This is a genomic window from Paraclostridium sp. (genome assembly GCF_051657365.1).
GTDB lineage: Bacteria > Bacillota > Clostridia > Peptostreptococcales > Peptostreptococcaceae > Paraclostridium.
This window is the reverse complement of the sequence record NZ_JBOFKN010000223.1, coordinates 65,753-79,604: the sequence shown is the minus strand read 5'-3', so window position 1 is coordinate 79,604 and position 13,852 is coordinate 65,753. Positions and strand designations below refer to the sequence as shown.

15 protein-coding genes and 1 other annotated feature are annotated in these 13,852 nt (G+C 28.4%); of the genes, 1 reads left to right on the top strand and 14 read right to left on the bottom strand.

Annotated elements, in window-relative coordinates; translation table 11 throughout:
* Position 1: 1 nt before the first annotated feature.
* The 4 genes from gmk to dapF are packed head-to-tail and all read right to left on the bottom strand — an operon-like array spanning position 2 to position 2,618.
* The gene (gmk, locus tag ACRCYC_RS17690) at positions 2–616 is read right to left on the bottom strand and encodes a guanylate kinase (protein ID WP_438620424.1); all 615 of its coding nucleotides are present in this window, start codon (positions 614–616) and stop codon (positions 2–4) included.
* Positions 617–630: 14 nt separating this feature from the next.
* Complete coding sequence (gene remA, locus ACRCYC_RS17685) at positions 631–891, bottom strand: extracellular matrix/biofilm regulator RemA (protein WP_438620423.1); 261 nt, start codon at positions 889–891, stop codon at positions 631–633.
* An 11-nt stretch (positions 892–902) separates the two neighbouring features.
* Positions 903–1,784 (bottom strand): YicC/YloC family endoribonuclease, encoded by an 882-nt coding sequence (locus ACRCYC_RS17680; RefSeq protein WP_438620422.1) that lies wholly within the window; start codon positions 1,782–1,784, stop codon positions 903–905.
* Between the two features lie 3 nt (positions 1,785–1,787).
* A complete protein-coding gene (dapF, locus tag ACRCYC_RS17675; protein WP_438620421.1) occupies positions 1,788–2,618 on the bottom strand; it encodes a diaminopimelate epimerase in 831 nt (276 codons plus the stop codon).
* 179 nt (positions 2,619–2,797) lie between these two features.
* Here dapF and ACRCYC_RS17670 point away from each other — a divergent pair, with 179 nt between their 5' ends.
* The gene (locus tag ACRCYC_RS17670) at positions 2,798–4,567 is read left to right on the top strand and encodes an Rqc2 family fibronectin-binding protein (protein WP_438620420.1); all 1,770 of its coding nucleotides are present in this window, start codon (positions 2,798–2,800) and stop codon (positions 4,565–4,567) included.
* 11 nt (positions 4,568–4,578) lie between these two features.
* On the opposite strand, the gene ACRCYC_RS17665 is transcribed toward ACRCYC_RS17670, so the two are convergent.
* The 10 genes from ACRCYC_RS17665 to ACRCYC_RS17620 form a co-directional block, all read right to left on the bottom strand.
* Positions 4,579–5,823 (bottom strand): uracil-xanthine permease family protein, encoded by a 1,245-nt coding sequence (locus tag ACRCYC_RS17665; RefSeq protein WP_438620419.1) that lies wholly within the window; start codon positions 5,821–5,823, stop codon positions 4,579–4,581.
* A gap of 100 nt (positions 5,824–5,923) precedes the next feature.
* On the bottom strand, positions 5,924–6,457 hold the full coding sequence (gene pyrR, locus ACRCYC_RS17660; protein WP_438620418.1) for a bifunctional pyr operon transcriptional regulator/uracil phosphoribosyltransferase PyrR: 534 nt from the start codon (positions 6,455–6,457) through the stop codon (positions 5,924–5,926).
* 205 nt (positions 6,458–6,662) lie between these two features.
* Complete coding sequence (locus ACRCYC_RS17655; protein WP_438620417.1) at positions 6,663–7,571, bottom strand: RluA family pseudouridine synthase; 909 nt, start codon at positions 7,569–7,571, stop codon at positions 6,663–6,665.
* An 8-nt stretch (positions 7,572–7,579) separates the two neighbouring features.
* Positions 7,580–8,023 (bottom strand): signal peptidase II, encoded by a 444-nt coding sequence (lspA, locus tag ACRCYC_RS17650; RefSeq protein WP_438620416.1) that lies wholly within the window; start codon positions 8,021–8,023, stop codon positions 7,580–7,582.
* A 100-nt stretch (positions 8,024–8,123) separates the two neighbouring features.
* Positions 8,124–8,876 carry a polysaccharide deacetylase family protein gene (locus ACRCYC_RS17645; RefSeq protein WP_438620415.1) on the bottom strand — a complete coding sequence of 251 codons (753 nt, stop codon included), beginning with the start codon at positions 8,874–8,876 and terminating at the stop codon, positions 8,124–8,126.
* 16 nt (positions 8,877–8,892) lie between these two features.
* A complete protein-coding gene (locus ACRCYC_RS17640) occupies positions 8,893–9,384 on the bottom strand; it encodes a TraR/DksA C4-type zinc finger protein (RefSeq protein ID WP_438620414.1) in 492 nt (163 codons plus the stop codon).
* Between the two features lie 11 nt (positions 9,385–9,395).
* Entirely contained in the window at positions 9,396–9,773 is a 378-nt protein-coding gene (locus ACRCYC_RS17635) for a DUF5665 domain-containing protein (protein WP_438620413.1), read from the bottom strand.
* Between the two features lie 109 nt (positions 9,774–9,882).
* Complete coding sequence (gene trpS, locus ACRCYC_RS17630; protein ID WP_438620412.1) at positions 9,883–10,887, bottom strand: tryptophan--tRNA ligase; 1,005 nt, start codon at positions 10,885–10,887, stop codon at positions 9,883–9,885.
* Positions 10,888–10,899: 12 nt separating this feature from the next.
* Positions 10,900–11,598 (bottom strand): 5'-methylthioadenosine/adenosylhomocysteine nucleosidase, encoded by a 699-nt coding sequence (locus ACRCYC_RS17625; RefSeq protein ID WP_438620411.1) that lies wholly within the window; start codon positions 11,596–11,598, stop codon positions 10,900–10,902.
* 49 nt (positions 11,599–11,647) lie between these two features.
* Positions 11,648–11,881: a binding site (T-box leader), on the bottom strand.
* Positions 11,882–12,005: 124 nt separating this feature from the next.
* Complete coding sequence (locus ACRCYC_RS17620; RefSeq protein ID WP_438620410.1) at positions 12,006–13,691, bottom strand: AbgT family transporter; 1,686 nt, start codon at positions 13,689–13,691, stop codon at positions 12,006–12,008.
* Positions 13,692–13,852 lie beyond the last annotated feature (161 nt).

Genomic DNA, 13,852 nt, shown 5'->3' with positions numbered 1-13,852 from the left:
TTTATAATTCCTCCTTGAATTTCTTTATTATATTTTCTTTGTATCTATAAACTTTATTTTTTTCAGCTGATATTATATGTTCTATTTCTTGAGCTGAAGTTTTGACATCATTATTTACTACAAAGTAATCATAGTCTTGTATTTGGCATATTTCATCAAGCGCTGAACCAAATCTTTTGTTTATTTGTTCTTCTGTTTCTGTTCCTCTTCCAACTATTCTATTTTTCAATTCATCAAGAGATGGTGGAAGTATAAATATGAATACACCTTCTGGGTAAACATCTTTGATTTGTCTAGCACCTTGCATTTCTATTTCTAAAACAACATCATTTCCCTTTTCTAGGTTTTCTAATATTGCAGCTTTAGGTGTACCATAAAAATTATCATATATTTGAGCATGTTCTAATAACTCATTGTTATCTATCATATATTTAAACTTTTCTTTAGTTACAAAGAAATAGTTTACTCCATCTACTTCACCTTCTCTTGGATTTCTAGTAGTTGCAGAAATAGATAACTTAACATCCTCATTATTTTGTAAAAACTCTTTACATATAGTTCCTTTACCTGCTCCAGATGGCCCAGAAACAACTAACAATAAACCTTTCCTCTTCATTTATATCTTCCTTTCTAATTCTCTATATGCTCTTCTTTATCTATAAATCTATGAGCTACAGTTTCCGGTTGAACTGATGATAATATTATGTATTGACTATCAGTTATTATAACTGCTCTCGTTTTTCTTCCATAAGTAGCATCTATTAATCTTCCAGTTTCTTTACTTTCTTGTATCAGTCTTCTTATAGGAGCTGACTCTGGGCTTACTATAGCAACTACCTTATTAGCCATAACTACATTACCATATCCTATATTTATAAGGTTCATACTCATAAACATCTCTCCTATTCTATATTTTGTATCTGTTCTCTTATTTTTTCTAATTCACTTTTTACTTCAACCACTAAGTTTGTTATATTTAAGTCTGATGATTTAGATCCTATAGTATTTGTTTCTCTATTCATCTCTTGTATTAAAAAATCTATTTTTCTACCTATAGATTCATTTTTATGTATAGCTTTTTTAAGTTGAACAATATGACTTTTAAACCTTACGATTTCTTCTGTTATGCTACATTTATCTGCATATATAGCAACCTCTTGAGCCAGTCTATTATCATCTATAAGACTTGGGTTGTCTAATATTTCAGAAATTCTATTGTTTAACTTTTCTTTATATTCATTAACAACATTATATGAGTAGTTTTCTATTTGTTCAATATAATCTTTCAATAAGTCACATCTCATATCTATATCATTAGCAAGTTTTATACCTTCTTCACTTCTCATCTCTTTTAACTTTGTAAGGCACTCATCTAAAGCTTCCTTTAACATTTCCCATACTAATTCTGCATCTTCTTCTTTTTCTTCACTTTTTATTATATCTGGGAATTTAGCTATATTCATAACACTTACATCATCAACTAAATTAAATGTTGATTTTATATTATTTAATATATTCACATACTGTGATGCCAACTTCTCATCAAATTTTAAGTTTACATCTTCACTACCTATTAAGTCAAGTTTTATATATAAATCAACTCTACCTCTTTTTACATAATCTTTGACTATATTTCTTATTTTATCCTCTAAAAAAGATATTTTCCTTGGTAGACGTACATTTATATCTGCATACTTATGATTTATAGTTCTACATTCTACCGTAAAATGATAATTATCATTTTTGTATTCGCCTCTTCCAAAGCCCGTCATGCTGATAGCCATTTACTACACCTCCAAAATTCCTTCACATATTTTAACTGCATTACCTATCATATATATATCATCTATTATTTCTATCTTTACTGTTCCACCTTCTGAGTTAACATTTACTATATTATTAACTTTACCTAGATAATTAGCTATTATTACAGATGCCGTCATTCCTGTACCACATCCTAGAGTATAACCACAACCTCTTTCCCATGTATATACCTGAATGTTATCTTTATCATTTATTTTCACAAAGTTAACATTAGTTTTCTGAGGGAATATCTCATTTTTTTCAATTAAATTACCATACTTATATATATCTTCTTTTACAAGTTTATCTACAAATACAATAGTATGTGGAACACCCATAAGAACTGAACTTACTTCTAGTTCTTTATTATTTATTATTAATTTTTCATTTATAAAGACTTCTTTGTTCGTATTCACTGGAATATTGTTTGGATTGAAGTTTGGTTTTCCCATATTTACTCTTATATTCTTAATTTTTTCTTTTTCTATGCTTAAAGATATTTTTTTTATACCATCAAGTGTATATACACTAAATTCATTATTTTGCACTATATTATTATCATACACAAATTTACAAAAACATCTTAATCCATTTCCGCACATGTTAGCTCTAGATCCATCTGAATTATAATATACCATTTCAACATCACATATATCTGAATTTTTAACTATTAATAATCCATCTGCTCCAACACCAAAATGTCTATGACAAACTTTTTTAGCTAAATCTGAATAATCATTACAATCTATATTATCAAATCTACCATCAATTGCTATAAAATCATTCCCGACTCCATGTAATTTCCAGAAGTTCATTTATATCCCTCCTATAAATTTGAATTCTTAGCTTATTATACAATATTTTGTTCATAAAAGGAAATTATATTGATTATAAACTATATATTATTTTAAACTATATTCTAAATATTATATTCACATTATTATGCATATGTGTAATAATCTACTTATCAATAAAATTTGAAAGGAATGATATTATGGCATTCGATGGTTTAGTTGTTCACTCAATTACAGATGAACTATCAACTAAATTAGTTGGTGGTAAAATAGATAAAATATATCAACCAGAAAACGATGAAATAGTTTTACATATAAGAAATAATAAAGAAAATTTTAAACTTGTACTTAGTGCAAGTGCATCTAATCCTAGGATTTATCTTTCAAAAGTTTACAAAAAAGAAAACCCTATAAGTGCTCCAATGTTTTGTATGTTACTTAGAAAATATATACAAGGCGGAAATATAATAAATATATCTCAAGTCGGATTTGAAAGAATTATAAAAATAACAGTAGAGTCTCTTGATGAACTTAAAACAAAAACTACCAAAGATATAATAATAGAAATAATGGGAAGACATAGTAATATAATAATTACTCATGAAGAAAACAAAATAGTTGATTCTATAAAAAGAATTCCACCTAGTATAAGTAGAGTTAGACAACTACTTCCTGGCATGACTTATGTATTACCCCCAGCACAAGATAAATTTAATCCTTTAGATGATATATCAAAAAATGATTTTAAAAGTATGATATCTACCTTTGATGATACTATATCAAAGTTTATATATTCTAAATTTTTAGGAATAAGTCCTACTATATCAAAAGAAATCTGTTTTAGATCAAGCTTAGATTCTTCGCAAGTTGCATCTAGTATTACAGATATAGATTTTGATAATTTATATAATCAATTTATTTCTGTAATTTCATCTATTAAAAATAATACTTATACTCCATGTTTAATAATAGATCCATCTATTGATAAACTTATAGACTTCAGTTGTATTGACTTAACACTTTTTAATAATTTAAAAGTAGTTCATAGCGAAAGCATTTCATGTATAATAGAAAGTTTTTATGCTAATAAAGATTCTAAGGAAAGAATTCATCAACGCGCATCTGATTTCAAAAAAAGTATTTCTATTAAACTAGATAGACTATATAACAAATTAAAAAAACAAGAAGTTGAACTTAAAGAATCTGATAATGCTGATATATATAAAGTAAAAGGAGAACTTCTAACTTCATATATATATATGATTGAAAAAGGAATGGATTTTATTGAAGTTCAAAACTTCTATGACCCTGAATGTTGTACTATTAAAATTAATCTTAATAAAAATCTTACTCCATCTGAAAATGCTCAGAAATACTTTAAAAAATATACAAAATTAAAGCATGCTAAAAAAGAAATAACAGCTCAAGTCGCTCTTAGCCTAGATGAGATAAGTTATTTAGAAAATATAATACTTAGCATAGATAACTGCGATAATTTAGCTGAACTTGACGATATAAAAGAAGAGTTACAAAAACTTGGATACATGCGTGGAAAAATAAAGGCTAAAAAAGAAAAAAACAATTTAACTACTAATCCAAATGAATATTTATCTTCTGATGGATTTACAATTTTAGTTGGTAAAAATAATAAACAAAATGATTTTTTAACTTTAAAAATTGCAACCAACGACGATATTTGGATGCATACAAAAAATATTCCAGGCTCTCACGTTATAATAAAAAGTGACGGAAAAGAAGTTCCTGAGTCTACTTTATTCGAAGGGGCAATGTTAGCTGCATTTTTCAGTAAGTCGAAAATGTCTTCTCAGGTTCCTGTAGACTATACTTTAAAGAAAAACGTAAAAAAACCTAATGGTTCTAAACCTGGTATGGTTATATATGAAACTAATAGCACTATATATGTTACTCCATCTCAAGAACTTGTTGTAAAATTAAAAAAACAGGGCTAAGCCCTGTTTTTTTATACAAGTTGTGAATTAAGAACTGGTTGTTCTTCTGCTTCTTCAGCTTTGAAATCACCATTATTTAATATTCTATTCAATATTATTCCTACTATCGCAGCTAAGCTAAGTCCTGTTATCGTAACTGACTTTGTAATAGGTATACCTATTACGATGCCTTTATTCCCTAAGTAAGTAGTTCCTAATCCTATTATCATTATAGTTGCTATTATTAGTATATTTTTCTTATTGCTTACACATTTGCTATCATTTATAGTCTTAAGTCCTACATATGAGATCATAGAGAATAGCATTATACTTATTCCTCCCATAACTTCTGTAGGTATACTTTGTAAAAATCCACCAAATTTACTTACACATGCAAGTAATATTGCACATATAGCTGTTCTTCTCAATATTGATGGATCATAATTTTTAGTTATTGCAAGTACAGCTGTATTTTCTCCATAAGTGGTATTTGCTGGTCCACCTAATAATCCTGCTGCTATTGTAGCCAATGCGTCTCCCATTAACGTTCTATGAAGACCTGGTTCTTCTATGAAATTCTTTCCAACTACAGTTCCATTAGTAGTCATATCACCTATATGTTCCATGAATACTGCTAAAACTACCGGTGCAATTAATACCGTCGCTTCTAAGCTAAACTTAGGTAATCTAAATGCTGGCATTTGTAAAAATGATGATCCACTCATAAGTGATACATCTACGTTACCTATTATTAAAGATATTATATATCCTATAGCCACAGCGATTATTATATTTAATTGCTTTGCAAAACCTTTACCAAATACATTTATAGCTATTGCTGATCCTAGTGTTATTATTGCTATAATAAAATTGTTTGATGCCATGTCTATCGCTGTAGGAATTAAGTTTAATCCTATAACCGCTATCATTGCTCCAACAACCTGTGCAGGGAAATATTTCTTTATTTTTGTTACCCCAACTTTTTTTATTATAATTGACATTGCTAAATAGATAAGTCCAGCTACAATTATACCTCCTTGTGCATATGCTAAGTCTCCATTATGAGCTTCTTTAGCCGCTAATATAACTGGTATAAATGCAAAACTTGATCCTAAAAATACTGGTACTACACCTTTTGTACAAGTATGGAATATTAATGTACCTATCCCTGCACAAAATATTGCAACAGATGGATCAAACCCTGTTAGTATTGGAACTAAAACTGTTGCTCCAAACATTGCTAGTAAATGTTGTAATGATAAAATTGTTTTTTTCATAAAAAAACCTCCCTATTTTTAGTATGGGAGAAATAATTCTCCCTTTTCCAGCATCTCTGTACTGAATTAAAAGGTATTAACCTTATATAATTTTATGTTTCTATTCTTTTATAGTTACCGAATCTTGTTCATCAATTTCATTTAACATAACTGATATTATTTCGTGTTTCGATGTAGGAACATTTTTACCTACATAATCTGCTCTTACAGGTAGTTCTCTATGTCCTCTATCTACTAATACCGCTAGTTGTATAGAGTTTGGTCTTCCTATATCCATTATAGCATCTAATGCTGCTCTTACAGTTCTTCCTGTATATAATACATCATCAACCAATATTACAACTTTATTATTTATATCAAAATGTATGTTAGAACCATTTATAACTGGGTCTGCATCTATTTTTTTTAAATCATCTCTGTATAAAGTTATATCAATTTCTCCAGTGTTAACTAATATACCCTCTATACTTTCTATTTTTTTAGCTATTCTATTTGCAATAGGTACTCCTCTAGTTTTTATTCCAACTAAAACTACATTTTCTATACCTTTGTTTTTTTCAATAATTTCATGGCTAACTCTCGTTATAGCTCTTGCCATAGCTTTTTCGTCCATTAATTGAGCTTTCTCTTTCATTGAAATCCTCCTTTTTATAGTAGGTAAATAAAAAAGCTTCTCACCACTTGGCAAGAAGCTATAATTAGCTTGTAAACTAAATCCTTATATTAATAATAAGCATTTAATTATCTTGCCTTATGATATCTCTGTATCACTTAAAGGTAATCTTCATTTTTTATCATTATATAACACTTATTGCATTTTCTCAACTAATTTACTTAATTTACTTAATTTTCTTTATTAAATTTTCAAAGTATAACGGAAGTCTTGAATCAAATTCTATATATGCTTTAGTTGTTGGATGTATAAATCCAAGCTTTTTAGCATGTAGTACTTGTCCCTTAACCCCAAACTTATTAGATTTAGGTCCATAAATAGGATCTCCTAAAAGTGGATGATTTAAAGACAATGCATGAACTCTTATCTGATGAGTTCTTCCTGTCTCAAGAGTTGCTTTTACATGTGTAAAGTTATCATATCTATTTATAACCTCAAAATGTGTAACTGCATTTTTTCCGTCTTTTACTATAGCCATTTTTAATCTATCTTTTGGATTTCTTCCTATTGGCTTGTCTACAGTAATTTTATCTTCTTTCATAACTCCATGACATATGAATTCATATTCTCTTGTTATTGAATGGTCTTTTAATTGCTCTGCCAAAGAATTATGAGCATTATTATTTTTAGCAACCATTAAAAGCCCTGACGTGTCTTTATCTATTCTGTGAACTATCCCTGGTCTTATAACTCCATTTATAGACGATAAATTATCTTTACAATGATATAATATAGCATTTACTAAAGTATTTTCATAATTACCTGGAGCAGGATGTACTACCATATCCTGAGATTTATTTATGATTAATAAATCATTATCTTCATATACTATATCTATTGGTATATCTTGAGCTAAAACAGCAAGCTCTTTAGGCTCAGGAATTTCTATAACTATATCGTCATGTTCTTTAACTAAATACTTAGCTTTCTCTATTTTATTGTTAACTGTAACTTTTTTTTCTTTTATCAATTTTTGTATATAGCTTCTAGACATATCTCCTAATTGCTCTGCTAAATATACATCTAATCTTTCTGATTCTTCTTCCGTAACTAAAAACTGTCTTTTTTCTTCCATAATTTCACCTACTTGTCATTTTCAAAAAATATAATGTAAATACATAATAATATAGTTCCTACAACTACAAAAACATCTGCTATATTAAACACATAGTCCCAAACTATTCTAAAATCAAAATAATCTATGACAAATCCTAGTCTAACTCTGTCTATAAGATTACCTATAGCTCCTGACATTATAAGAATAATAGCTGCTTTACCTAATAAGTTTATTTCCTTTTTGTATAAATAATATATACCAAATATGCAAGCCGCAATAGCTACTATAACAAATATCATTTGATTATTTTGGAACATTCCAAATGCTGCTCCCCTATTTTCAACATATGTCAAGTGAACTACATCTTTTATTATAGGTATGCTACCTATGTTAGCTAAATAATTTATAGCTACATATTTTGATATCTGATCTATTCCTATTAATCCTAGTATTATTAATATATATGCCAATAAAAATTCCTCCTTATAGTATTAATCTATTTATATTATATATATTAATAGATTATAAATCAAAAGAAGGTAGATTATCTACCTTCTTTTGATTTATAATCTATTTTATTATTTCTGAGATTGTTACAAATTCATATCCTAGACCTTGCATCTTAGGTATTATTTCTTCTAATGCTTGTATAGTTTGGGATTTATTATTTCTTATTTTATTATAATCATGAAGTAAAATTATAGTTCCATTCTCTGATTTAGTCTCTATTGTTTTTACAATATTGTAAGCACCTGGATTACTCCAATCTTTTGGATCTAAATCAGACCATAAGACCACTTTCATATCTTTAGATTTCATTAGGTTAAATAAATTTTCATTTATAGCCCTGTAAGGCGGTCTAAACAATTCAGGTTCTTTTCCTGTTACTTCTTTTATTATTTCTTGTGTTTTATTTATTTCACTGTTTATTTGTTCAGTTGAACTTTTACATATATTTATATGTGTAAATGTATGATTCCCTATTTCATGACCTTCATTAGATGCTCTTTTTACTATATCAGGATTCCATCCAACTTTTTGACCTACAACAAAAAAGGTTGCTTTAGCTTCATATTTTTTCAATATATCTAGTATCTGAGGCGAAAAGTCTTCATCAGGACCATCATCAAAAGTTAGTGCAATCACTTTTTTATCTTCATTTCCTTTTTTTATTATAATATCTTCATATTTTTTTACTATATTCTTATTATTTATTCTTGTTAATTGTTTTTCTCCTAATCCAAATAAATTTAAGTTACTAACATTAAACATAATTCCAACTAATAAAAATACAAATCCTATAGATATTATTAATTTCTTCACATCATAGCCTCTTTTCTTAATAATCCTTCCTCATATCTCTATTCATGTCTACTAAATCTTCAACTGTACTTCTATATAAATTAGGTCCACTAAAATTATCTTTCACACTTACACTTTCGATATTATTTATAGGTCTTTCTTCTTCTTTTGCACAACTTGAACATAATCTCGTTTCAGGAATAAATTCCAGTCTATCATCATTTATTTTATTTCTACATTTTTCACATTTACCATAACTTCCGTTTTCTATTTTATTAAGTGCATCTTCTATTTCGTTTAATTTAAATTTTTCATGATTAGTTAAACTGTTTTGCATTTCTTGCATATAAACTTCAGTCCCTATATCTGCTAAATGATTATCATAACTTGATAATTCACCTGATGTATATTTTTCACTACTATGCTTTGTCGTATTTCCAAATACAGTATTATCTTCCATCTCTGAAACTAAATTTATTATATTGTTTTTTTCTTTTAATAAAATTTTCTGATACTTTTTAATATCCATAATATCCTCCTTTATTTTCTTCTATATTTATCAACAATGTCTAGAAATTCAGCTATATATTCACCTATTATAGGTAAGTCCACCCATGTAGATATCATATATATAAATACAGCAGTTAAAACACTAAACCCAATAGCTTGCCCAAATCCTTTTCCTATTCCAGCTATAAAATTTGTTGTAAATAATCTTTTTCTACTATCTGTTAACATCATAAAGTCTCTAATTCTGCTTCTTTCAATAGTGTACATTAAACTATCTAATTTATTATTTACAACTTGAAGAGTTTTTAAATAAATAGGATCACTTTCATTTCCATTTATTTTTTTATCGATATCTTTCATATTTATAAAACCATTAGTTACTCTATTTCCTCTTCTATACTTTTTCAAACTAACACATCCTATTGCTTCCTAAAAGTTGCCTATAGGTTTTATTATGTGAGTTTTTATATTAAAAATACAAAAAAGTCCTAATAATTAGGACTTTTTAAATTTGGAATTAAAGGAATTTCTTCTCTATTAATCCAACTTTTTTATATACTTTTCTAAGCGTTTTTCTTGCTTGATACTCTGCTTTTTGGGCACCTTGTGCATATACAGTTTCTAAATAATCTTTATTAGATAATAGATATTCATATTTTTCTCTTAACGGTTTTAATGTTTCTATTATAACTTCAGATATATCATTTTTAAAGTCTCCATATCCTTTACCCTCATACATACTTACTAAATCTTGTACTGACTTATTATCTAATTTTGAATATATATCTAAAAGATTCTTTATGCCAGCCTGTTCATCATTGTACTGAACTATACCTATAGAATCTGTAACACTTCTTTTTATTTTTCTTCTTATTGTGTCTTCATCATCTATTAATAAAATATATCCATTTTCATTTTCATCTGATTTACTCATCTTTTTATTAGGTTCTTGTAAACTCATAACCCTAGCTCCAGCTTTTGGTATATACGGTTCTGGAACTTTAAATGTAGGACTATATCTATTATTAAATCTACTAGCTAAATCTCTAGCTAGCTCTAAATGTTGCTTTTGATCTTCTCCAACTGGAACTAAATCAGTTTGATATAATAATATATCTGCTGCCATTAATACAGGGTAAGTAAATAATCCTGCATTTAAGTTTGCTTCACTTTTTTGTGATTTATCTTTAAACTGAGTCATCCTGCTTAACTCGCCCATATATGTCATTGTATTTAATATCCACATAAGTTCTGTGTGAGCACTTACATGTGATTGTATAAATATAGTATTTTTCTCTGGATCTAGACCACTAGCTAAATATTGAGCTAATAATTGCATAGTATTTGCTCTTAAATTTTTTGCTTCTTGAGGTACTGTTATTGCATGTAAATCAACTACACTGTAATAACAATCGTATTCTTCTTGCAATTCATTCCAGTTTTTTATTGCTCCTAAATAATTACCTAATGTCAATTTTCCTGATGGCTGAGCTCCACTAAATATTATCTTCTTTTCACTCATATTTAACTCCTCCTATAAATTTTTTAACATTCTAAGCACTATGTCCTTAGAATTATGAGCCGCTTGCCCTACAAATTCCTCATAAGTAACATCAGCACTTCCATCAGCTTTATCAGACATAGCTCTAATTACAACAAATGGAGTATTATTAACATAGCAAACATGTGCTATAGCTGCTCCTTCCATTTCACCACAATACCCATCAAATTCTTTAACTAATTCATCTTTTAATTCTTTATTACTTATAAATATATCTCCACTTAAAACTCTACCCTTTAAAACTTTATGAGTTTTAATCTCTTCTTTTGATGATTCATATGCTGCATTTATTAATTTATCATCTGCCACAAATATAGAATTTTCCATTCTAGGTATCATTCCTTTTTTGTCTCCAAATACAGTGGTATCAAAATCATGTTGTATAGCATCAGTTGAAATAACTATATCATATACATCTAATTCTTCATTTAATGCGCCTGCAACTCCTGTATTAACTATTGCATCAACTTTAAATTCACTTATAAGCATTTGAGCACATAAAGCTGCATTAACTTTACCTATACCGCATCTAACTAAAACAACTTCTTTTTCTTCTATATTTCCTACATAAAATTTTAAACTTGCTTTTTCTATTGTTTCTTTTACATCCATTATATCTCTTAATATATCTACTTCTTCATCCATTGCTCCTATTATAGCTATTCTATTCATTCTAACTTTCCTCCTGTTTATTTTTTATAATAAAAAATCCGCCCTAAATCAATAGGACGGATATATTTTCCGTGGTACCACCTAAATTATATGCATGTTTGAAAAATGCATATCACTTAATTTCATCTGCTATAACGTGCAGTCACGATATCAGCTACTCTTTTTTAATTTCGCCTAATTCCTCTAAGGCCCATTCACAAGACTTATTTACATTGGTTTCTCAGCTCCCCAACTCTCTGTATTAAATATTTATCTAGCTACTATTCCTTTTCATCGGATATTTATATTTTATTTTAGTATTGTCATTTATTTTATATAATATGATTTAATAATTAAAAAGTCAACTATTTATTTTAAAACATAAAAAAGAACAAAGAGTATACTCTTTGTTCTTTTTCTTTAACTTATTATATAAAAAATTGAGTTCCGGGTCCTATTGGGAATCCTACTAAAGCCCAAATAATAGCAAATACAGTCCATCCTATTAAAAATGCCATTGATATTGGCATCATCATACTCATTAAATTTCCAACTCCAAAATCTTTTTTATACTTTTGTCCAAATACTACTATAACTCCAAGATAACTCATCAACGGTGATATTATGTTCGTAGAAGAATCTCCTATACGATACATTAACTGTACACCTGCTGGTGAAAATCCAGCAACCATTAACATTGGCACAAATATCGGTGCAAGTAATCCCCACTTAGATGATGCTCCACCCATAAATAAATTTACAAAGGCTGTTAAGAATATAAATGCTACCATTAAAAGTATAGACATAAACATGTTTCCCTCTGGAATAAGTGATACTAATTTTGCTCCTAAGGATGCAACTAATACTCCTAAATGTGAATCATTAAAGTAGTTTATAAACTGTGCAACAAAGAATAATATAACTATTATTGGTGCCATATCAGCCATTGCTTTACACATAGCAGGCACTATATCTGCACTCTTTTTAAATTTACCTGACTTAAATCCATAAACTAATCCACTTATTGCAAATATAACAAACATTAACATGATTACCATGTCACCTTTAAAGAATATAGAATCTAAGAAACTATCTACAAGATTGAAAGTAGCTGTCCCATCTGAATTAACTACCCATAATCCAACATTAGTAGATAAATCTCCAACTAAAGGTATCTTATTTCCTGTATCTATCGGTAATGCAGCTAATACTATAAGTCCTATAACTAATAATAATATTTTGTTAGTAAACTTATATGCTTCTTTTTCTTTTTGAGTTACTTCATGATCTTCTTCAACATCAGCTTCTTTTTTATTATAAGTCCCTAATCTTGGCTCTACAAATTTATCAATTACTATTGTTCCTAATATTATAATTACTAAAGTTGATCCCATCATGAAAAACCAGTTACTTGTTACTGAAAGTCCACTAGCTAAACTAGTCCCTACCATGGCATCGCCTGTTTCCGCTGCCGCTTGTGTAAAAGGTAATAGTAAGGCATCAGTTGAACTTACAAAAAGATTTGCACTAAACCCACCTGAAACTCCAGCAAAACCTGCTGCAAGCCCTGCTAATGGGTGTCTACCTAACGTATAATACATTAATGCTGCAAGAGGTATTAACACAACATACCCTGCATCAGATGCCATATTAGACATAACTCCTAAGAATATAACAACTGGTGTTACTAGTTTAGTAGGTGTTGCTGAGACTATACTTTTCATTGCTATTGATAAATATCCACTTTGATCCATAAGTCCGATTGCTAACATTATTATAAGTATAGTACCTATTGCATACATATTCATAAAGTTAGATATTCCTGTACCTATTACATAAGACAGTCCATTTGAATATCTTTCTGCAACTGCAGTTCCGTTAGCTCCTACCTTTAAAACTTGTATTGGTTCTTGACCTAATAAGTTGTTTATTGGAAAATCCCCAAGTGGTGTTTGCGCCACTACCCCAAATGTTCCTAACACCGCTGATAATATTAATACAAATGCAGCTATATACATAAACATTAATACTGGATGAGGTAGTTTGTTTCCAAGCTTTTCTATCCAATCCATAAAAATTTGAACTTTTGATTTCTTTTTGCTTGCTGTATTCATTCACAAGTCCTCCCCTGTTGTCTTTTGATTCTTCTTTATTTTATCATATCAGGCAAACATTTTCATGAATTTTGCAAAAGTTCTTATTTTTTATTATTTTCGATATATTTCGAGTTATTTTGCAATATTTTTTAAAGTTGTATTATCAAAATGCTTTTTAT

Coding starts and splice junctions, on each gene's coding strand:
- gmk (WP_438620424.1), bottom strand. CDS start 616: ATGAAGAGGAAAGGTTTATTGTTAGTTGTTTCTGGGCCATCTGGAGCA.
- remA (WP_438620423.1), bottom strand. CDS start 891: ATGAGTATGAACCTTATAAATATAGGATATGGTAATGTAGTTATGGCT.
- ACRCYC_RS17680 (WP_438620422.1), bottom strand. CDS start 1,784: ATGGCTATCAGCATGACGGGCTTTGGAAGAGGCGAATACAAAAATGAT.
- dapF (WP_438620421.1), bottom strand. CDS start 2,618: ATGAACTTCTGGAAATTACATGGAGTCGGGAATGATTTTATAGCAATT.
- ACRCYC_RS17670 (WP_438620420.1), top strand. CDS start 2,798: ATGGCATTCGATGGTTTAGTTGTTCACTCAATTACAGATGAACTATCA.
- ACRCYC_RS17665 (WP_438620419.1), bottom strand. CDS start 5,823: ATGAAAAAAACAATTTTATCATTACAACATTTACTAGCAATGTTTGGA.
- pyrR (WP_438620418.1), bottom strand. CDS start 6,457: ATGAAAGAGAAAGCTCAATTAATGGACGAAAAAGCTATGGCAAGAGCT.
- ACRCYC_RS17655 (WP_438620417.1), bottom strand. CDS start 7,571: ATGGAAGAAAAAAGACAGTTTTTAGTTACGGAAGAAGAATCAGAAAGA.
- ACRCYC_RS17640 (WP_438620414.1), bottom strand. CDS start 9,384: ATGGATATTAAAAAGTATCAGAAAATTTTATTAAAAGAAAAAAACAAT.
- trpS (WP_438620412.1), bottom strand. CDS start 10,887: ATGAGTGAAAAGAAGATAATATTTAGTGGAGCTCAGCCATCAGGAAAA.
- ACRCYC_RS17625 (WP_438620411.1), bottom strand. CDS start 11,598: ATGAATAGAATAGCTATAATAGGAGCAATGGATGAAGAAGTAGATATA.
- ACRCYC_RS17620 (WP_438620410.1), bottom strand. CDS start 13,691: ATGAATACAGCAAGCAAAAAGAAATCAAAAGTTCAAATTTTTATGGAT.